The organism is Chitiniphilus shinanonensis DSM 23277 (assembly GCF_000374805.1).
GTDB classification, from domain to species: domain Bacteria; phylum Pseudomonadota; class Gammaproteobacteria; order Burkholderiales; family Chitinibacteraceae; genus Chitiniphilus; species Chitiniphilus shinanonensis.
The window spans coordinates 67,275-84,422 of sequence record NZ_KB895350.1; the positions used below are offsets into that span (position 1 = coordinate 67,275).

20 protein-coding genes and 5 tRNA genes are annotated in these 17,148 nt (G+C 66.6%); 7 read left to right on the top strand and 18 right to left on the bottom strand.

The genetic code is table 11. From position 1 onward, the window contains the following. Positions 1–24: 24 nt before the first annotated feature. The 3 genes from C556_RS21805 to C556_RS0114995 form a co-directional block, all read right to left on the bottom strand. Complete coding sequence (locus C556_RS21805; protein WP_018749071.1) at positions 25–459, bottom strand: SemiSWEET family transporter; 435 nt, start codon at positions 457–459, stop codon at positions 25–27. Continuing rightward, the gene (locus C556_RS0114990) at positions 452–1,306 is read right to left on the bottom strand and encodes an SDR family oxidoreductase (RefSeq protein ID WP_018749072.1); all 855 of its coding nucleotides are present in this window, start codon (positions 1,304–1,306) and stop codon (positions 452–454) included. The genes C556_RS21805 and C556_RS0114990 overlap by 8 nt, the downstream gene beginning before the upstream one ends. Before the next feature lie 64 nt (positions 1,307–1,370). Beyond that, a complete protein-coding gene (locus C556_RS0114995; RefSeq protein ID WP_018749073.1) occupies positions 1,371–1,940 on the bottom strand; it encodes a PRC-barrel domain-containing protein in 570 nt (189 codons plus the stop codon). A 230-nt stretch (positions 1,941–2,170) separates the two neighbouring features. Between C556_RS0114995 and C556_RS0115005 the strand changes: the two genes are divergently transcribed. Further along, positions 2,171–2,404, top strand: coding sequence for a hypothetical protein (locus tag C556_RS0115005; RefSeq protein WP_018749075.1), 234 nt, complete (start codon positions 2,171–2,173; stop codon positions 2,402–2,404). A gap of 730 nt (positions 2,405–3,134) precedes the next feature. Here C556_RS0115005 and C556_RS0115015 read toward each other — a convergent pair. Continuing rightward, complete coding sequence (locus C556_RS0115015) at positions 3,135–3,386, bottom strand: hypothetical protein (RefSeq protein ID WP_018749077.1); 252 nt, start codon at positions 3,384–3,386, stop codon at positions 3,135–3,137. Positions 3,387–3,621: 235 nt separating this feature from the next. Between C556_RS0115015 and C556_RS0115020 the strand changes: the two genes are divergently transcribed. Continuing rightward, entirely contained in the window at positions 3,622–3,864 is a 243-nt protein-coding gene (locus tag C556_RS0115020) for a hypothetical protein (protein WP_018749078.1), read from the top strand. Positions 3,865–4,053: 189 nt separating this feature from the next. Continuing rightward, positions 4,054–6,321 (top strand): NADP-dependent malic enzyme, encoded by a 2,268-nt coding sequence (locus C556_RS0115025; protein ID WP_018749079.1) that lies wholly within the window; start codon positions 4,054–4,056, stop codon positions 6,319–6,321. A gap of 91 nt (positions 6,322–6,412) precedes the next feature. Here C556_RS0115025 and C556_RS0115030 read toward each other — a convergent pair. From C556_RS0115030 to C556_RS0115055, 6 genes are all read right to left on the bottom strand, one after another. Next, positions 6,413–6,488: transfer RNA gene (locus C556_RS0115030), tRNA-Ala, on the bottom strand. Positions 6,489–6,731: 243 nt separating this feature from the next. Then, positions 6,732–6,807, bottom strand: a tRNA-Glu gene (locus C556_RS0115035). Positions 6,808–6,846: 39 nt separating this feature from the next. Continuing rightward, positions 6,847–6,923: transfer RNA gene (locus tag C556_RS0115040), tRNA-Arg, on the bottom strand. 50 nt (positions 6,924–6,973) lie between these two features. Next, positions 6,974–7,049: transfer RNA gene (locus C556_RS0115045), tRNA-Glu, on the bottom strand. A 58-nt stretch (positions 7,050–7,107) separates the two neighbouring features. Then, positions 7,108–7,183 (bottom strand) — tRNA-Ala (locus tag C556_RS0115050). 81 nt (positions 7,184–7,264) lie between these two features. Next, positions 7,265–8,065 (bottom strand): outer membrane protein assembly factor BamD, encoded by an 801-nt coding sequence (locus tag C556_RS0115055; RefSeq protein ID WP_051083248.1) that lies wholly within the window; start codon positions 8,063–8,065, stop codon positions 7,265–7,267. On the opposite strand from C556_RS0115055, the gene rluD reads away from it, so the two are divergent. From rluD to C556_RS0115075, 4 genes are all read left to right on the top strand, one after another. Further along, positions 8,064–9,116 (top strand): 23S rRNA pseudouridine(1911/1915/1917) synthase RluD, encoded by a 1,053-nt coding sequence (rluD, locus tag C556_RS0115060; RefSeq protein WP_018749081.1) that lies wholly within the window; start codon positions 8,064–8,066, stop codon positions 9,114–9,116. The two genes, C556_RS0115055 and rluD, sit on opposite strands and share 2 nt — an antisense overlap. Next, complete coding sequence (gene pgeF, locus C556_RS0115065; RefSeq protein ID WP_018749082.1) at positions 9,103–9,867, top strand: peptidoglycan editing factor PgeF; 765 nt, start codon at positions 9,103–9,105, stop codon at positions 9,865–9,867. Before rluD ends, pgeF begins: the two co-directional genes overlap by 14 nt. 37 nt (positions 9,868–9,904) lie before the next feature. Beyond that, positions 9,905–10,777 (top strand): ZIP family metal transporter, encoded by an 873-nt coding sequence (locus C556_RS0115070; RefSeq protein WP_018749083.1) that lies wholly within the window; start codon positions 9,905–9,907, stop codon positions 10,775–10,777. Between the two features lie 97 nt (positions 10,778–10,874). Further along, positions 10,875–12,269 (top strand): C13 family peptidase, encoded by a 1,395-nt coding sequence (locus tag C556_RS0115075; RefSeq protein WP_018749084.1) that lies wholly within the window; start codon positions 10,875–10,877, stop codon positions 12,267–12,269. Between the two features lie 41 nt (positions 12,270–12,310). Here the strand turns inward: C556_RS0115075 and C556_RS0115080 are convergent, their stop codons facing one another. From C556_RS0115080 to fliM, 8 genes are all read right to left on the bottom strand, one after another. Further along, positions 12,311–12,505, bottom strand: a complete 195-nt coding sequence (locus tag C556_RS0115080) for a hypothetical protein (RefSeq protein WP_018749085.1) — start codon at positions 12,503–12,505, stop codon at positions 12,311–12,313. A gap of 2 nt (positions 12,506–12,507) precedes the next feature. Next, positions 12,508–13,311, bottom strand: coding sequence for a GTP cyclohydrolase FolE2 (gene folE2 / locus C556_RS0115085; RefSeq protein ID WP_026263130.1), 804 nt, complete (start codon positions 13,309–13,311; stop codon positions 12,508–12,510). A gap of 95 nt (positions 13,312–13,406) precedes the next feature. Further along, a complete protein-coding gene (gene fliR, locus C556_RS0115090; protein ID WP_018749087.1) occupies positions 13,407–14,213 on the bottom strand; it encodes a flagellar biosynthetic protein FliR in 807 nt (268 codons plus the stop codon). A gap of 8 nt (positions 14,214–14,221) precedes the next feature. Beyond that, on the bottom strand, positions 14,222–14,491 hold the full coding sequence (gene fliQ, locus C556_RS0115095; protein WP_018749088.1) for a flagellar biosynthesis protein FliQ: 270 nt from the start codon (positions 14,489–14,491) through the stop codon (positions 14,222–14,224). 12 nt (positions 14,492–14,503) lie between these two features. Further along, positions 14,504–15,247 carry a flagellar type III secretion system pore protein FliP gene (fliP, locus tag C556_RS0115100; protein WP_018749089.1) on the bottom strand — a complete coding sequence of 248 codons (744 nt, stop codon included), beginning with the start codon at positions 15,245–15,247 and terminating at the stop codon, positions 14,504–14,506. Beyond that, on the bottom strand, positions 15,240–15,671 hold the full coding sequence (gene fliO / locus C556_RS0115105; RefSeq protein ID WP_018749090.1) for a flagellar biosynthetic protein FliO: 432 nt from the start codon (positions 15,669–15,671) through the stop codon (positions 15,240–15,242). Before fliO ends, fliP begins: the two co-directional genes overlap by 8 nt. 9 nt (positions 15,672–15,680) lie before the next feature. After that, a complete protein-coding gene (gene fliN, locus C556_RS0115110; protein ID WP_018749091.1) occupies positions 15,681–16,118 on the bottom strand; it encodes a flagellar motor switch protein FliN in 438 nt (145 codons plus the stop codon). Then, the gene (gene fliM, locus C556_RS0115115) at positions 16,108–17,127 is read right to left on the bottom strand and encodes a flagellar motor switch protein FliM (protein ID WP_018749092.1); all 1,020 of its coding nucleotides are present in this window, start codon (positions 17,125–17,127) and stop codon (positions 16,108–16,110) included. Before fliM ends, fliN begins: the two co-directional genes overlap by 11 nt. Positions 17,128–17,148 lie beyond the last annotated feature (21 nt).

Sequence of the window (17,148 nt, forward strand, 5' to 3'; positions counted from 1 at the left end):
AGCGCGCCAGCCGGCGCGTGGCGCTCAGGCGCGCGGATGCAGCAGCCCGCGCTCGAGGGCGGCCTGGTGCGCCACCGGCCGCTGGCCGGCGACCCGCGCGCGGCGCAGTCGGCGTGGATGCCACGCGGCGCTCAGTGGGGGACGAGGCCGCCCCGTACGCCGCCCGGTGTGCTTGGTATCGCCGGCCTGTAACAGCCGCCGCTTGTACCAGTAGATGCCCTGCCCCAGCAGCGCGGTGGTCAGCCCCATCACGTTGATGAAGATGAACACGGTATCGCCGATCAGCCAGCTGTAGCAGAGAAAGCCCGCCGAGGCGCACATCTGCCCGGCGAACAGCCAGCCGGACACGCCCTCCACGTCGCGACTGGTCCACTGCACCCGGATCTGCCGCAGCAGGGTGATCAGCAGCACCAACGCGCTGACGATGCCGATCCACTGCACCGCGTCGGGATCAGCCATTGATCACCTCGCCACCGTTGGGATGCAGCACCTGGCCGGACATGTAGCTCGAATCGTCGGACGCCAGGAACACGTAGCACGGTGCCACTTCATCGGGCTGGCCGGGGCGCTGCATCGGCACGCTGCTGCCGTGCTGGCTGGTGCGCTCGTCGTCGAACGAGGCGGGGATCAGCGGCGTCCAGATCGGGCCGGGGGCGACGGCGTTGACACGGATGCCGTCCTTGAGCGCGGCCTGCGACAGCGAGCGGGTGAAAGCGACGATGGCGCCCTTGGTGGCCGAGTAGTCCAGCAATTGCGGGCTGCCGCGATAGGCGGTGATCGAGGTGGTGTTGACGATGCGCCCGCCGTCCTTCAGGTGCGGATACGCCGCCTGCACCAGGTAGAACATCGCGAAGATGTTGGTGGCGAAGGTCTTTTCCAGCTGCTGGCGACTGATGTCGACGATGCTGGGCTGCGGGTATTGCTGCGCCGCGTTGTTCACCAGCACGTCCAGCCGGCCGAACGCGGCCACCGCGTGCTCCACCGCCTTGCGGCAGAAGGCGGGGTCGGCCACGTCGCCCGCCAGCGCCAGGCAACGCCGGCCCTCGGCCTCGACCAGCCGCTGTGTCTCCTGCGCATCCTGCGTTTCGTCGAGGTAGACGATGACCACGTCGGCGCCTTCCTTGGCGAACGCCACGGACACGGCACGGCCGATGCCGCTGTCGCCACCGGTGATCAGCGCCACCTGGTCGTGCAGCTTACCGGCGGCGCGGTAGTCGCGCATCGCCGATTCGGGCCTTGGATGCATGGTGGCTTCGCTGCCGGGCTGGTGGGTCTGGTGCTGCGGGGGCCGGGTCTGTTCGGGCATGGGGGCTCCTTGGCGACGCGAGGGCGAGACGGAAACCCCGGCCGCGGACGGCCGGGGCGCGGGATCAGAACCCGTCCTGCTCCCAGTACGGGCGCACGCGGTACGCGGCGTGCAGTTGGGCGGCCCACGACTGGTCGGCCATGCTGGGCCAGTGGTCCTTGTCGAAGCCGTCGCTTTCCTTGAATTGCTGGCGATCGGCTTCGAGGATCAGGCGCTCGTTGTCGGCGTCGAGGGTGAAAGCGCCCCACGGCACGGCGAACAACTTGTCGCCGAGGCCGAGGAGACCGCCCACCGACAACACGGCGTAGGCGATGCGGCCGCGCTGCACGTCGAGCATGATGCCCTTGATGTCGCCGAGCTTTTCGCCCTGGCTGTTGACCACGTCGTCGCCGCGCAGCGACTCGGCCAGCATCAGGAACGGCCCGGGGCCGTCGCCTTGCAGGTTCTCGGTGCGGCCGACCACGCGGGCGCCCTGGGTGGCGCCGACGGCGCGCGGTTCGGGCGTGGTCAGGCCGCCCTCGTCGTATTCGTCGGACACCCCGCCCGGCACGCCGCCATAACGGCGGCCGCCATCGGGTTGAACGGTTTGCGGGCCGGCAGCGTTGCGCGGAAGATCGTTGAAGGGTTGGCTCATGGCTTGCTCCTTGGTGTGGGAAAGCGCCGTGCGGCGTTATCCCGAGTGCAGCAAGCCGCGTGCCATCGCCGCGGGCGCCCGTTCGGCGCCATCCGCGCCCATGGCGGCGCAAATCCTGCGCCCCGCCGTGTAATTCGTGCAGCCGGCCACCCGAGCCCGACCGATGCCCCGGTCGCCATGCTCGGTATGCAATTTGCTCGCCGTGGGGAACCCATTTCCGGAGAACCGCCATGCCCCATCCGCTCCGCCCCCCTGCCTGGGCGCACTCGCGCAAGGACACCGATGTCGCGGTGGAAAAGCCCACCAATCCGGCTTCGATCAACGAGGCCATCATCGAGCAGTTCAACGAGGACGAAATGACCAACCCGGACGAGGAGCAGCCGACCACCTCGGTGCCGCCGCACCTGCCCGGCCATCATGGCCAGCGCGGCATCCATCGCTGGTCGCGGCCAACGCTTCACTAAGAGCGGCCAGCAAAACCCTTCTGGCGGCGGCGCGCGAGGGCGCCGGCCTCACTTGCCGTACTACACGTACTGCCTGCGTTTCGCGCTTCTTGCCGGAACCGCTTCGCGGGTTTTTGTCTGCCGCTCCAAAGCGGTGGCAGGAGATGAAAACGGCGGCCCGAAGGCCGCCGTTTTCGTGCCGTGGCGCCAGCGATCCGGTTCGCCGCGCCATCGGCTTCGTCGCCGGCCGGGTCCACGACGGCCGACGACGTTGCGAGCCGCTACTTCCGCCCCTGGCGGCTCTGGCTCTGGCTCTGCTGGTTGACGCTCTTGCCGCTGTCGGCGGCGCCGCGTTTGGATTGCTGAGTCTGTTGCTTGCTGGTTTGACGTTGGTTCGGCATCACGTTGCTCCTTGTGAAGTCAGACATGTGCGATCGAACGAGCCGACCACGCCCCACACATCGCAAGATGCGTGCCACGCTGGATGGGGGGCGGGGCGGAAACCCCCAAGTCTTGAACCACAGAGGACACGGAGAACACGGAGATTCACGGAGAAAACCACAGTCGAACGCAGGGCTTGATGCCTTCTCTGTCGTCCTCCGTGTGCTCACTGTTCCTTGTGGTTCAAGATTTGGGGTTTCCCTACCCGTGCAGCATTTCCAAACCTACAGGTAAAGCTGCGCATCGGGTCGTTCCGTGCATCGACAAAAAACCCGCCCAGGGGGCGGGTTTCGAGCGGGCGAGGCAGCGCTTATTCGACGTTGCGGCGCTGTTCGATGTTGGCGGTACCGCCGGCATCGGTATCGGCAGCCTTCTTGCTCACGTCGGTGGCGCCGGCCGCAGTGTTGCTGGAATCGGCGTCCGGCAGGTAGGCGCCGTCGCTGTTGGCCTGGCTTTGCGGCTGGTAGTTGGGATCGGTCTCGTCGACCGTGGCCGCCATGGTGGACACCGAGGCGACGAGCAGCAGGCCGGTCAACAGCTTGGAAGCGATATGGGTCTTCATGATGCGTCTCCAGAGGTTGAGTGCCGCGATGGCACGAGCAACCGCCACGCAGCAACTTGCGTGCCACCGCGCCGGCCCGACGGCGTCATGCGGGTTGGCGCGGCAGGACTGCAAATCTTTCATTCGTAAGGAAAAAATGCGCCGCTTCATCGATGCGGGCCCGGCGGCGCCCTCCCCTCGCGCCGGGCACGAAGCCTGCTACGGAAGACCGATCCATCCACCAGGGAGTGCATCCATGGCGACCCACCATCACGATGACCAGTACGGCGCCGCGCCGCCGCGCGACCAGATCCGCCCGCCCGGCCCCAAGCTGGATACCGCCGAAGTGCCCACCTCGGTGGCCGCTCGCCCCGAAGGGCAGGACTACGTGCGCTATCACAGCACCGACGCCAGCTACGCCAACTGGATGCGCCGGGCGCGCCACGAGCTGCCTTCGCCGGTGCCCGGCCTGGGCGATGAGCCCGACCCGCGCCACTGATCCATACCACCCAGCGCGCCGACCGGGGCCGGCTGAAGCGCGGCGGCTTGGCCGCCGATAGAAGCCCGGCGCGCGCGGCGCCATCAGGATTCCCCGCAGGTTCAAAAACCCCAATAGGTGCGTTGTGCCCGACGCGCTATGGTGAGCCCCCATATGCGGTCGCGATGGAACCGCGGGAGCAAGCGCGCGATGGACGAAGAGCTGAAACGGCAGGCGCTGGAGTATCACCGCCATCCCCACCCCGGCAAGATCCAGGTGTCCCCCACCAAGGGTTTGTCCAGCCAGCGCGATCTGGCGCTGGCGTATTCGCCGGGCGTCGCCGCCGCCTGCATGGCCATCGTCGAAGACCCGGCCGAGGCGCGCAACCTCACCGCGCGCGGCAACCTGGTCGCCGTGGTCTCCAACGGCACCGCCGTGCTCGGCCTGGGCGACATCGGTCCGCTCGCCGGCAAGCCGGTGATGGAAGGCAAGGGCGTGCTGTTCAAGAAGTTCGCCGGTATCGACGTGTTCGACCTGGAGATCGAACAGAAGGACCCGGCGATGCTGGTCGAGATCATCGCCAGCCTGGAACCGACCTTCGGCGGCATCAACCTGGAGGACATCAAGGCGCCCGAATGCTTCTACGTGGAGGAACAACTGCGGCAGCGCATGAAGATTCCGGTGTTCCACGACGACCAGCACGGCACCGCCATCATCGTCGCAGCGGCGATCAAGAACGGCCTGCGGCTGGTGGGCAAGGACATCGCCACGGTGAAGCTGGTGGCCAGCGGCGCCGGCGCCGCGGCGCTGGCCTGCCTGAACCTGCTGGTCGACCTGGGCCTGCCGCGCGAGCACATCTGGGTGACCGATCTGGCCGGTGTGGTCCACGAAGGCCGCACCGAACTGATGGACCCGCTGAAGGCGCGCTTCGCCCAGCCGACCGACGCCCGCACGCTGGCCGAGGTGATCGACGAGGCCGATGTGTTCCTCGGCCTGTCGGCCGGCAACGTGCTCAAGCCCGAGATGGTGGCGCGGATGGCGCGGCAGCCGCTGATCCTGGCGCTGGCCAACCCGGCGCCGGAAATCCTGCCCGAGGAGGCACTGGCGGTTCGGCCCGACGCGATCCTGGCCACCGGCCGCTCCGACTATCCCAACCAGGTGAACAACGTGCTGTGCTTCCCGTACATCTTCCGGGGAGCGCTGGACGTGGGGGCCACCACCATCACCGAGAGCATGAAACGCGCCGCCGTGGACGCCATCGCCGACCTGGCGATGGCCGAGCAGTCGGACGTGGTGGCCGACGCCTACCTCGGCCAGGACCTGAAGTTCGGCCGCGACTACCTGATCCCCAAGCCGTTCGATCCACGGCTGATCGTCAAGATCGCCCCCGCCGTGGCCCGCGCGGCGATGGACGCCGGCGTGGCGACGCGGCCGATCGAGGATTTCGACGGCTATATCGATCACCTGACCGAGTTCGTCTACAAATCCAACCTGTTCATGCGCCCGGTGTTCGTCGCCGCGCGCGCCACGCAGAAGCGCGTGGTGTTCTGCGAAGGCGAGGACCAGCGGGTGCTGCACGCGGTGCAGGAGGTGGTGGACCACAAGCTGGCCTACCCGATCCTGATCGGCCGGCCGCGGGTGATCGAGCTGCGCATCGAGCAATTGGGGCTGCGCATCCGCCCCGGCGTCGATTTCGAGCTGTGCAACCAGGAAGACGACCCGCGCTACCGCGAGTACTGGGTGCTCTACCACCAGTTGATGATGCGTCGCGGCGTGTCGGAGGAACTGGCGCAATCGGAGGTCCGCGCCAAGGCCACGCTGATCGGTGCGCTGATGGTGAAGCGCGGCGAAGCCAACGCGCTGATCTGCGGCACCCATGGCCAGTACCACCGCCATCACTGGTATCTGCACAACGTGCTGGGCCGCGAGCCCGGCCGCAGCGTCACGGCGGCGATGAATGCGCTGCTGCTGCCTGAAGGCAACATCTTCATCGCCGACACTTACGTCAACGCCGACCCCACGCCGCAACAACTGGCCGAGATCACGCTGATGGCCGCGGCGACGGTGCGCAAGTTCGGCATCCAGCCACGCGTGGCGCTGCTCAGCCATTCCAGCTTCGGCACGCTGGACTGCGTCTCGGGGCACAAGATGCAGGACACGCTGGCGCTGATCCGCGAGCAGGCGCCCGAGCTGGAGATCGACGGCGAGATGCACGGCGATGCCGCGCTCTCCCCCGACATCCGCCAGCGGGTGTTCCCGCAATCGACGCTGAAGGGGGCGGCCAATCTGCTGATCATGCCCAACCTGGACGCGGCCAATATCTCGTTCAACCTGCTCAAGACCAGCGCGGCCGGCGGCGTCACCATCGGCCCCATCCTGCTGGGCCTGGCCGCGCCGGCGCATGTGCTGACGCCGACGGCCACGGTGCGGCGCCTGATCAACATGGCGGCGCTGGCAGCGGCCAGTACGATGGAATAAAGGAACGGGATCGGGCGGCCAGCGCAACGGCCGCCCACTGGCCCCGGCGACGGGCAAAAGAAAATCGGCCGCATCAGCGGCCGATTGGTATTGGTGGAGCTAAGCGGGATCGAACCGCTGACCTCTTGCATGCCATGCAAGCGCTCTCCCAGCTGAGCTATAGCCCCGTATCGACGACCTGGGAATCGCGCGATCCGTTAAATCTGGAATCGACGCGCTGTCGTTGAAAGACCGGCATTCTATGCGAAGGCCCGCCACTTTGCCAGCCCGTCATTGAAGTTTTTTTGAAAAAAACCCAGCGCGGGAATCGGTACACGGAAACGGTACACGGAAATTGACCCAATAAAAAAGCCGACAATATGTCGGCTTCATTTTTATTGTTCGCGCAAGCTGTTTTTAGCTTTGAAACCTGGCGTCCCCACGGGGATTCGAACCCCGGTAGTCACCGTGAAAGGGTGGTGTCCTAGGCCTCTAGACGATGGGGACGAGGCGCGTTGTCCAACCAACGACAACGTGACTTGAAAGTGGCGCACCCGGAGCGATTCGAACGCCCGACCCTCTGGTTCGTAGCCAGATACTCTATCCAACTGAGCTACGGGTGCGCGGTGAAGCGGTTGATCCGATTCGGCAATGCCGATATCGAATCCGATACTGGCGTCCCCACGGGGATTCGAACCCCGGTAGTCACCGTGAAAGGGTGGTGTCCTAGGCCTCTAGACGATGGGGACATCTAAAACTGCTACTGCTGAAACTAAGATCGGCCGCCTAAGCGGCCGACTGGGATCTTGGTGGAGCTAAGCGGGATCGAACCGCTGACCTCTTGCATGCCATGCAAGCGCTCTCCCAGCTGAGCTATAGCCCCGAAAGAGAGACGCATTATAGGAAGCGACTTTTACCTTGTAAACCCCCGCCTCCAACTTTTTTTGCGTCCCTCGGATTGGCTCTACCAGGGTGCCCACCACGCGCGATCGTCGAGGAAGTTCTTGTCCAGCACCGTGGTCTGCGGATAGTTCTTCAACAGCACGCGCTTGGTGTCGTCGCGCAGCTCGTTCATCCCCAGCTTGTCGTAGGCCAGCACCATCATGCCCATCGCCGGCTCCACCTGCTTGGTGTTGCCGTAGACCTCGAGCAGGTACTTGCCGCGGTTGGCCGCCGCCAGGTAGGCGCCGCGCTTGTAGTAATAGCGGGCGACGTGCAGTTCGTAGTTGGACAGCGCGCCGATCAGGTAACCCATGCGGACCTGCGCGTCACCGGCGTAGCGGCTCTCGGGGAAGCGCGTCACCAATTGCTTGAAGCTGTCGAACGAATCGCGCGCGGCCTTGGGGTCGCGCTCGGACATGTCCTGCTTGGCCAGGAACGACATGAAGCCCTGCGATTCGTTGAAGAACACCAGCCCGCGCAGGTAGAGCGCGTAATCCATGCTCGGATGCGCCGGATACTGCTTGATGAAGCGGTCGATGGCCGACAGCGCCAGCAACGGCTCCTGATCCTTGTAGTGGTTGTACGCGGTTTCCAGGATGGCCTGCTGCGCATAGCGGCCATAGGGATAGCGGGCTTCCAGCTTTTCCAGCAGCTTGTTCGAGTTCTCGTAGTTCTTGCTGGACTGCTCGGCCTTGGCTTCGGAGTAGATCTTTTCGGCCGACCAGCCCCGGGTCTCATCCTGTTCCTGCGGGGTGGAGGAGCAGCCCGCGATCAAGGCTGCGGCAATCGAGGCCGCGAGGATTCGCGGTAGAATCTTGTTCATGATGCATCCCGAATTGGAATCCGACGATTATAGCGACTTCGCCGAGCGCCGTGTCCTGGCGGCACCGGTCGAGCTGGCGGGCGAACGGCTCGACGCCGCGCTGGCGAAATTGCTCCCTGAATACTCGCGCAGCAGGCTTGCCGGCTGGATCAAGGAAGGCAAGGTCAGCGTCGACGACGCGCCGGCCAGCCCCAAGACCCGGCTGTGGGGCGGCGAGCGCCTCGCCGTCGACATCCAGCCCGATCCGGCCGAAGTGGCGTTCGCCCCCGAGCCGGTGCCGCTGGAGGTCATCCACCAGGACGCCGCCATCCTGGTGCTGAACAAGCCGGCGGGCCTGGTGGTCCACCCCGGCAGCGGCAACTGGTCCGGCACCGTGCTCAACGGCCTGTTGCACCGCTTTCCCGAACTGAAGGGCGTGCCGCGCGCCGGCATCGTACACCGCCTGGACAAGGACACCAGCGGCCTGATGGTGGTGGCGCGCACGCTGGCGGCGCAGAACCACCTGGTGCAGCAGTTGCAGGCGCGCACCGTCAAGCGCCATTACCTCGCCATCGCGCAGGGACTGGTGCCGGGCGACGGCCGCGTCGACGCCCCCATCGGCCGCCACCCGCGCGACCGCATCCGCATGGCGGTCACCGGCACCGGCAAGCCGGCGGTCACCCACTACCGCGTGCTGGAACGCTTCACCGGCCACACCCTGGTCGAATGCCGCCTGGAAACCGGCCGTACCCATCAGATCCGCGTGCATATGGCGCACATCGGCTTTCCGCTCGCCGCCGACCCGGTCTACGGCGGTCGCCCCCGGCTGTTCTCGCCCGAGATCAACCTGGCGTTGCAGGATTTCGCGCGCCAGGCGCTGCACGCCAAGAAGCTGTCCCTGGTCCACCCGGAAACCGGCAAGACGATGACCTGGAAGGCGCCGTTGCCGGAGGACTTCGAACTGCTGCTGGCCGCGTTGCGCGCCGAGCACGGTCTGGACGCCGACTGGGACGACGACGATTGGGACGACGGCGACGACGACGGCGTGGAGGTGACGTATGTCCGCGACTGATCTGCCGCTGCTGCACCCCGACTGGCCTGTGCCGGAGCGAGTACGCGCCCTGGTCACCACCCGCATCGGCGGCGTCAGCGCCGCACCCTACGCCAGCCTCAACCTGGGCGACCACGTCGGCGACGCCCCCGACGCGGTGGCGGAGAACCGCCGTCGCGTGGGCGCGCTGCTGCCGGCCGAGCCGCTGTGGCTGCAACAGGTGCACGGCACGGTAGTGGCGCGGCTGGACGACGATCAGCCGCTGCGCATCGCCGATGCCGCCGTCGCCCGCGGCGCGGGCCGCGTCTGCGTGGTGATGACCGCCGACTGCCTGCCGGTGTTGTTCTGCGACCGCGCGGGCAGCGTGGTCGGCGCGGCGCACGCCGGCTGGCGCGGTCTGGCCGATGGCGTGCTCGAAGCCACGGTGGCCGCGATGGGCGTGGCGCCGCGCGACGTGCTGGCGTGGTTCGGCCCGGCCATCGGCCCCGATGCCTTCGAGGTCGGCGACGAGGTGCGCGCGGTGTTCGTCGCCCACGATGCAGCCGCGACCGCGGCCTTCCGCCCTGGGCGCGCGCCCGGCAAATGGTGGGCCGACCTGTACCTGCTGGCGCGACAGCGCCTCGTCGCGCTGGGCGTGACGGCGATCCACGGCGGCGAGCACTGCACCGTCGGCGACGCGGCGCGCTTCTTCTCCTATCGCCGCGACGGCGTCACCGGCCGCATGGCCTCGTTGATCTGGCTCGACGAAACGCCCGCCCGCCCCGGCCGATGACGCTATACTTGCCGGTTTTCCGCCCCGCCCCCTTCCCATGAGCACCCTGAGCTGGATCATCGCCGCAAGCCTGTTGGGCAGCCTGCTGAGCGTCGGCGCCGCCGGCCTCGTCGCCTACCTTGCCCGCCCGCACTGGGTGCCGCGGCTGGTGAGCTTCGCGGTGGGCGCGCTGCTGGCGGCGGTGTTCCTGGAGATCCTGCCGCACGCGCTGGGCGGGCATGAGCACGCCATCGCGGCCGGCGCCGCGCACGCGGCACACGCCGAGGTCGATGTGGCCACGGTGTCGCTGACGCTGCTAGCCGGCATCCTGCTGTTCTTCGTGCTGGAAAAGCTGGTGATCTGGCGGCATTGCCACCACGACGACTGCGAGGCGCACGACGCCCAGCCGCACGCCCACGAGCACCACGACGGGCACGGCCACCATCGCCACGGCCATGCGCACGATCACGGTCACGACCACGGCCGCGCCGGCGCGATGATCATGATCGGTGACACCTTCCACAACTTCCTCGACGGCGCGGTGATCGCCGCCGCCTTCATGGCCGACACCAGCGTCGGCATCGCCACCGCGCTGGCGATCATCGCCCACGAGATTCCGCAGGAGGTCGGCGATTTCATCGTCCTGCTGCACTCGGGCTACAGCAAGACCAGCGCGCTGGTGTTCAACCTGGTGTCGTCGCTGGCCGCGCTGGTGGGCGGGCTGGTGGCCTATTACTCGTTGCAGACGATCGAGTCGCTGCAACCGTACATCCTGGCGCTGGGCGCCTCCAGCCTGATCTACGTGGCCATCGCCGACCTGATTCCCGGCCTGCACCGCCGCACGCGCCTGTCCGACACGGTGCAGCAGGTGGCGCTGATCGGCGCCGGTGTATTGTTGATCGCCATGCCGCACGTGCTTTTCCCGCACTGATCTGGCCTGGCGCAAATGCGCCACGCCGGCTTTCGACTACCTTGGCGGGCTATCCGGGCGCTGTTAATCTGGCCCGCGTCGCTCCAGGACCCGCCCCATGTACGCCAAGCCACGCCGCCTGCTTCCCGCTACCCTGCGCGCCCTGCTGCTGCGCTTCAATCCGCCGCAAAGCTGGCCCTCGTCGGTGCCGACGCTGGTGTTCCTGCTGCTGCTGACGCTGGGGGTGGAAGTCCTGTTCAGCATGTGGTGGGACGGTTATCCCGGCCTGTTCGACTACTCCGCGCTGCCGGCCTGGCTGTGTCCGGTGATGATCCTGCTGCTGCTGGGCCAGGCGCTCGGCCCGCGCCAGCAGAGCTGGGCGGTGCGGCTGGCGATCATGTGGTACGCGCTGGGGCTGGCGCTGACGCCGCTGGTGATCGGCGCGCTGGCGCTGACCCGTGCGCCATGGTGGGAGGGCCCCATCGTGCGGCAATGGGGCGCCGCCTACGGCTGGGCGGTGTTCCTGGTGCCGTACGCGTGGTCCATGCTGGCGACGATCCGCCAGCTCTGGCCGATCGGCCGCCGCCGCGCAGTGGCGATGGGCCTGTGCAGCGCCGCGGCGCTGCTGGCCTACGAGTGGTATTTCCCTCGCGCCGAGCTGTGGCTACCGGCCCCCAAGGAGGTTGCCGCACCGGCGCAGCAGGCGCGCCGGCCGCTGCCGGAAACCGCTCTCTTCTTCCAGCAACCCGAGCTGCTGCGCCAGTCGCTGGAGCAGCTGGCGCCGGAGCGTCCCGGCGTGGCGGACACCTACCTGATCTCGATCGCCGGCTACGCCGGGCAGAGCGTGTTCCTGCGGGAAGCCGAAGCGGTGCAGCAGTTGTTCGACCGCCGCTACGGCACGCGCCATCGCTCGGTGCTGCTGGCCAATTCCAGCGAAGCGGCGCAGCGCATCCCGATGGCCAATCGCGACTCGGTGGGCGCAACCATCCGTGAAATGGCGTCGCTGATGAACCGCGACGAAGACCTGCTGGTGGTCTACCTCACCTCGCACGGCGGCCGGAACTTCGACCTCAGCCTCGACTTCCCCGACCTGTCGCTGCAACCGATCACGCCGCAATGGCTGGCGGCGCAGTTCAAGGCCGCCGGCATCCGCTGGAAGCTGGTGGCGGTGTCGGCCTGCTTCTCGGGCGGCTATGTCTCCGCGCTCGCCGATGCCGACAGCGCCGTGGTCACCGCCGCGGACAGCACGCATACCTCGTTCGGCTGCTCCGACGACGAGGAATACACCTACTTCGGCAAGGCGCTGTTCGTCGATGCGCTGGCGCACGACAACCGGCTGGCCCAGGCCTTCGCCACGGCGCGCACCGCCATCCGCCAGCGCGAGCAGAACGAAGGCTACGAGCACTCCAACCCGCAGCTGGCCATCGGCAAGGCGTTCGCCGCGCGCTTTGGCACGCTGCCGCTCACCCGGCCGGAGCCGGCGGCCAGCGCGGCTTCGGCGGCGGGTGGCTGAACTCCGCACCATGAAAAAAGCCGCCCTTGAGGGCGGCTTTTTTATTCCGAGGCGGCGGCTTCTGCTTCGGCGCGCTTGGCCGCGCGCTTGATCTGTCCCTGTCGTTTCAACCAGAACCACAGCCAGCTCGGCAGGAAGCCCAGGAACAGGAACAACAGCCCGCCCTTGACCACGTCGCCGGTACCGGCCGCCAGCATCACGATCACGTACAGGTAGCCGATCAGGACGATGTACATGCTCAGCCGCGCTTGTCGTGTTCGATCAGGGCGTAGGCCGAGTGGTTGTGGATCGACTCGAAGTTCTCGGATTCCACCACGTAGGCCACCACGCGCGGGTCGGCGTTCAGGCGGGCCGCCACGTCGCGCACCATGTCCTCGACGAACTTTGGGTTCTCGTACGCGCGCTCGGTCACGTACTTCTCGTCCGGGCGCTTGAGCAAGCCGTACAGCTCGCACGACGCTTCGGATTCAGCGATCTCCACCAGCTCTTCGATCCAGACGTGCTCGCCCAGCGTGGCGGTGATGGTGACGTGGCTGCGCTGGTTGTGCGCGCCGTACTGCGAGATCTTCTTCGAGCACGGGCACAGGCTGGTCACCGGCACCAGCACCTTCAGCTGCTGTACGAACTGGCCGTCCTTGATCTCGCCGATCAGGCTGACTTCGTAATCGAGCAGGCTGCGCACGCCGGAGACCGGCGCCGCCTTGTTGATGAAGTACGGGAAGCGCATCTCCACGTAGCCCGACTCGGCCTCCAGCCGCTCGCACATCTGGCGCAGGATGGTCTCGAACGACTCCACCGAGATTTCCTTCTGGTGGCTGTTCAGGATCTCCAGGAAGCGGCTCATGTGCGTTCCCTTGAAGTGCTGCGGCAGGAAGACGTACATGTCGAAGGTGGCGATGGTGTGCTGCTTGCCGTCGGCGCGGTCGGCGACGACCACAGGGTGGCGGATCGATTTGACGCCGACCTTGTTGATCGCGATGTTGCGGTGATCGGGGCTGCTTTGCACATCCGCCATGCTCGTCGGGGCTTGGGGTGCGTTCATATCGTGCTCCAGGGTCGCCGGCCTGGCGGCGGGCGATAATAAGACAGGCCCGGATTATAACCGCGACGAATACCCGAGTAAACTTCTCGGGAATTTCAGCGGGCGCCGCTCGTCGCGGGCTGCGAGAACAGCGTGAGCAGCGACTCGGCCAGCCGGGTCAGCCCCCCTACCAACACTTCGATGTGCGGCGCCACGAACGGCAGGCTGAAGTACAGCGCGGCAAAGCCCAGTGCCAGCATCAGCGGAAAGCCGATGGCGAACACGTTCAGCTGCGGCGCGGCACGGGTCATCACGCCGATGGCCAGGTTGGTCACCAGCAGCGCGCCCACCACCGGCAATGCCAGCAACAGCCCGACGCGGAAGATCTGCCCTCCCTGCTCTGCCACCATCCTGAAGCCCTCCGCCCCCAGCGGCTGCGCCAGCGGCGGCACCACGGTGAAGCTCTCGACCATCACCCGGATCATGATGAGGTGGCCGTTGAGCGCGAGGAACACCAGGATGTTCAAAAAGCTGAAGAACTGCGCCACCACCGGCGTGTTGGCGGCGTTCTGCGGGTCGAAGAACATGGCGAAGCCCATGCCCATCTGCAGGCCGGCGATGTTGCCCGCCATCTCCACCGAGGTGAAGAACAGCCGCACCACGAAGCCGATGGCGGCGCCGATCAGCAACTGGTTCAGGGCGATGAGGAAACCTTGCGGCGACACCACCGGATAAGGTGGCGGGGGCGGCAGCAGCGGCGCGATCAGCACCGCCAGCAGGATGCACAGCGAGATCCGCACCTGCGCGCTGATCGCCCGGCTGGAATAGAACGGATCGACCAGCATGAAGCCGAACAGGCGCAGGAAAGGCCACCAGAACAGGGCGAGGCCCAGGTCGATCTGCGCCTGCGTGATGGTCAGCATGGCAGGCGTCAGCCGATCATCTGCGGGATGCTCTGGTACAGCCGCACGGTGAAGTCGACCACGGTCTGCACCATCCAGGAGCCGGCGAAGACGAAAATGGCGAAGGCGATCAGCAGCTTGGGGATGAACGACAGCGTGGCTTCGTTGATCTGGGTGGCGGCCTGGAACACGCTCACCAGCAGGCCGGTGGCAAGGATCGCCAGCAGGATCGGCCCACCGACCAGCACCATGACCTCCATGCCCCGCTGCACCAGCGATACGACCGTTTCGGGCGTCATCGTCGTCTCCCGCTATCCGATGTAAAAGCTCTGCACCAACGATCCCATCAGCAGCGTCCAGCCATCCACCAGCACGAACAGCATCAGCTTGAACGGCAGCGAGATCATCACCGGGGACACCATCATCATCCCCATCGCCATCAGGATACTCGCCACCACGAAGTCGATGATGAGGAAGGGAATGAACACCATGAAGCCGATCTGGAACGCCGTCTTCAATTCGCTGGTGACGAAGGCCGGCACCAGCACCTTGAGGCTGACGTCCTCCGGACCGGCGGGCCGGGCGTCGCCGGACAGCTCGATGAAGAAGGCGAGCTCTTTCTCTCGCGTCTGCTTGATCATGAAGTCCTTCAACGGCACCGACCCGGCGTCCACCGCCTGCATGAAGGTCATGCGCGCTTCGCTGTAGGGCTTGTACGCCTCGTTGTAGATGCGGTCGAGCACCGGCGACATCACGAACAGGGTGAGGAACAGCGACAGGCCGATGATCACCTGGTTGGGCGGCGTCTGCATGGTGCCCATCGCCTGGCGCAGCAGCGACAGCACGATCACGATGCGGGTGAACGCCGTCATCATCAGCAGCATCGCCGGCAGGAAGGTGAGCGCCGTGAGGAACAGCAGCGTCTCGATGGTCAGGCTGTACGAGGTACCGCCCGCCGCCGGGGTGGCGGTCATGAACGGCACGCCCGGATCGGCGGCCAGCGCGGGCAGCGCCGTCAGCGCCAGCCCGGCGAGCAGGACAAACGATTTACGCACCGGGGCGCTCCCGTCGTTGCTTGAGGATCTGCGCCAGTTTCTCGGCGAAGGCCGGCACCGCGGGCACCGGCGGCGGCGGCGCGTCGGCCGGCCTGGGCAGCGTGTGCAGCAGGTTGACCGACTGCGACGTGACGCCCAGCACCAGCCAGGAATCCTCCACCTCGACGATCACCACCCGCTCCTTGCCGCCGACCAGCACGCCGGAGATGACGCGCAGGCGACCGCCCACCGCGTTGGGCAGCAGGGAGAACCGTCGCAGGAACAGCGCCGCGCAGACGATCAGGCCCAGCACCAGCAACAGCGCGAGCAGGGTCTGACCGAAATCGGCGAGGCCCGGCCCGGCCGGCGCGGCGGAGCCCGCGGCATGGACCAACACGGGCTGGAGCGCGGCGAGCGCGACCAGCCGGCATGACCACGACAGCATGATGGGGATTTACTTGTGCAGGCGGCGGATACGTTCCGCCGGGGTGATGATGTCGGTCAGGCGAATGCCGAACTTGTCGTTGACCACCACCACTTCGCCCTGGGCGATCAGGCAGCCGTTGACCAGTACGTCCATCGGCTCGCCGGCGAGGCCGTCCAGCTCCACCACGGAGCCCTGGGCCAGTTGCAGCAGGCTGCGGATGGCGATCTTGGTACGACCCAGTTCCACGGTCAGGGTGACCGGGATGTCCAGGATCATGTCGATGTTGTTGGGGGCGCCCGAACCGCCGGGGCTGGCGTCGAAGCGTTCGAAGATGTCCGCGGCCTGGACCTGCTGCGGCGGCGCGGACGAGGTCTGGGTGGCGGCTTCCTCCTGGGCCTGCTCGGCCATCGCGGCCGCCCAGTCGTCCATCACGTCGCCATCTTGCTGCGGCGTGTCATCCGCCATGTCGCTCTCCCTGTCCTTCGTCTTCAGCCACGTTGATGCCTTCAGAAGAACTGAGGACCTTGTTCACACGCAGCGCATATTGGCCGTTGAGAATACCATACTTGCATTCCAGCACCGGCACGCCATCGACCTCGGCCACGATGGCCTGCGGGATCTCCAGCGAGATCACGTCGCCCGTCTTGAGGTTGAGGATGTCGCCCAGGGTGACCCGGGTGTTTCCGAGCGTGGCCACGAGGTCTACCTCCGCGTTCTGCACCTGCTTTTGCAACAGCTTGAGCCAGCGATTGTCCGCCTCGATGCGGTCCGCCTGCATCGAGCTGTACAGCAGTTCGCGGATCGGTTCGATCATCGAGTACGGGAAGCAGACGTGGAAATCGCCGCCCCCGGCGCCCAACTCGATCTTGAAGGTGTACGACACCACCACTTCGGTGGGTGTGGCGATGTTGGCGAACTGGGTGTTCATTTCCGAGCGCACATAGCCGAACTCGCACTCGAACACCGGCGCCCACGCCTTCTGGTATTCCTCGAACACCACATCCAGCAGGCGCTGGATGATGCGCTGCTCGGTGGTGGTGAAGTCGCGCCCTTCCACCCGCACGTGGTAGCGACCGTCCGAGCCGAACAGGTTGTCCACCACCAGGAACACGAAATCCGGGTCGAAGATGAACAAGCCGGTGCCGCGCAGCGGCTTCATGTGGATCAGGTTGAGGTTGGTGGGCACCACCAGGTTGCGGATGAACTCGCTGTACTTCTGCACCTTGACCGGGCCGACGCTGATCTCGGCATTGCGGCGCATGAAGTTGAACAGGGCGATGCGCAGGTAGCGAGCAAAACGGTCGTTGATGATTTCCAGCGTGGGCATGCGCCCGCGCACGATCCGCTCCTGGCGACCGATGTCATAGGCGCGCACGGACGAGGCGTCGCGCTGCTCTTCGCCTTGGTCCTCCTCGCCGGTCACCCCGCGCAGAAGCGCGTCGACCTCTTCCTGGGAAAGGATATCGTCAGCCATGTGTGCCGCTCGTTGCCGTAC

What these genes read in the sequence shown, in the direction of transcription:
- C556_RS21805 (WP_018749071.1), bottom strand. Translation starts at nt 459, where the DNA reads ATGGCTGATCCCGACGCGGTGCAGTGGATCGGCATCGTCAGCGCGTTG.
- C556_RS0114990 (WP_018749072.1), bottom strand. Translation starts at nt 1,306, where the DNA reads ATGCCCGAACAGACCCGGCCCCCGCAGCACCAGACCCACCAGCCCGGC.
- C556_RS0114995 (WP_018749073.1), bottom strand. Translation starts at nt 1,940, where the DNA reads ATGAGCCAACCCTTCAACGATCTTCCGCGCAACGCTGCCGGCCCGCAA.
- C556_RS0115005 (WP_018749075.1), top strand. Translation starts at nt 2,171, where the DNA reads ATGCCCCATCCGCTCCGCCCCCCTGCCTGGGCGCACTCGCGCAAGGAC.
- C556_RS0115015 (WP_018749077.1), bottom strand. Translation starts at nt 3,386, where the DNA reads ATGAAGACCCATATCGCTTCCAAGCTGTTGACCGGCCTGCTGCTCGTC.
- C556_RS0115020 (WP_018749078.1), top strand. Translation starts at nt 3,622, where the DNA reads ATGGCGACCCACCATCACGATGACCAGTACGGCGCCGCGCCGCCGCGC.
- C556_RS0115025 (WP_018749079.1), top strand. Translation starts at nt 4,054, where the DNA reads ATGGACGAAGAGCTGAAACGGCAGGCGCTGGAGTATCACCGCCATCCC.
- rluD (WP_018749081.1), top strand. Translation starts at nt 8,064, where the DNA reads ATGATGCATCCCGAATTGGAATCCGACGATTATAGCGACTTCGCCGAG.
- C556_RS0115055 (WP_051083248.1), bottom strand. Translation starts at nt 8,065, where the DNA reads ATGAACAAGATTCTACCGCGAATCCTCGCGGCCTCGATTGCCGCAGCC.
- pgeF (WP_018749082.1), top strand. Translation starts at nt 9,103, where the DNA reads ATGTCCGCGACTGATCTGCCGCTGCTGCACCCCGACTGGCCTGTGCCG.
- C556_RS0115070 (WP_018749083.1), top strand. Translation starts at nt 9,905, where the DNA reads ATGAGCACCCTGAGCTGGATCATCGCCGCAAGCCTGTTGGGCAGCCTG.
- C556_RS0115075 (WP_018749084.1), top strand. Translation starts at nt 10,875, where the DNA reads ATGTACGCCAAGCCACGCCGCCTGCTTCCCGCTACCCTGCGCGCCCTG.
- C556_RS0115080 (WP_018749085.1), bottom strand. Translation starts at nt 12,505, where the DNA reads ATGTACATCGTCCTGATCGGCTACCTGTACGTGATCGTGATGCTGGCG.
- folE2 (WP_026263130.1), bottom strand. Translation starts at nt 13,311, where the DNA reads ATGAACGCACCCCAAGCCCCGACGAGCATGGCGGATGTGCAAAGCAGC.
- fliR (WP_018749087.1), bottom strand. Translation starts at nt 14,213, where the DNA reads ATGCTGACCATCACGCAGGCGCAGATCGACCTGGGCCTCGCCCTGTTC.
- fliQ (WP_018749088.1), bottom strand. Translation starts at nt 14,491, where the DNA reads ATGACGCCCGAAACGGTCGTATCGCTGGTGCAGCGGGGCATGGAGGTC.
- fliO (WP_018749090.1), bottom strand. Translation starts at nt 15,671, where the DNA reads ATGCTGTCGTGGTCATGCCGGCTGGTCGCGCTCGCCGCGCTCCAGCCC.
- fliN (WP_018749091.1), bottom strand. Translation starts at nt 16,118, where the DNA reads ATGGCGGATGACACGCCGCAGCAAGATGGCGACGTGATGGACGACTGG.
- fliM (WP_018749092.1), bottom strand. Translation starts at nt 17,127, where the DNA reads ATGGCTGACGATATCCTTTCCCAGGAAGAGGTCGACGCGCTTCTGCGC.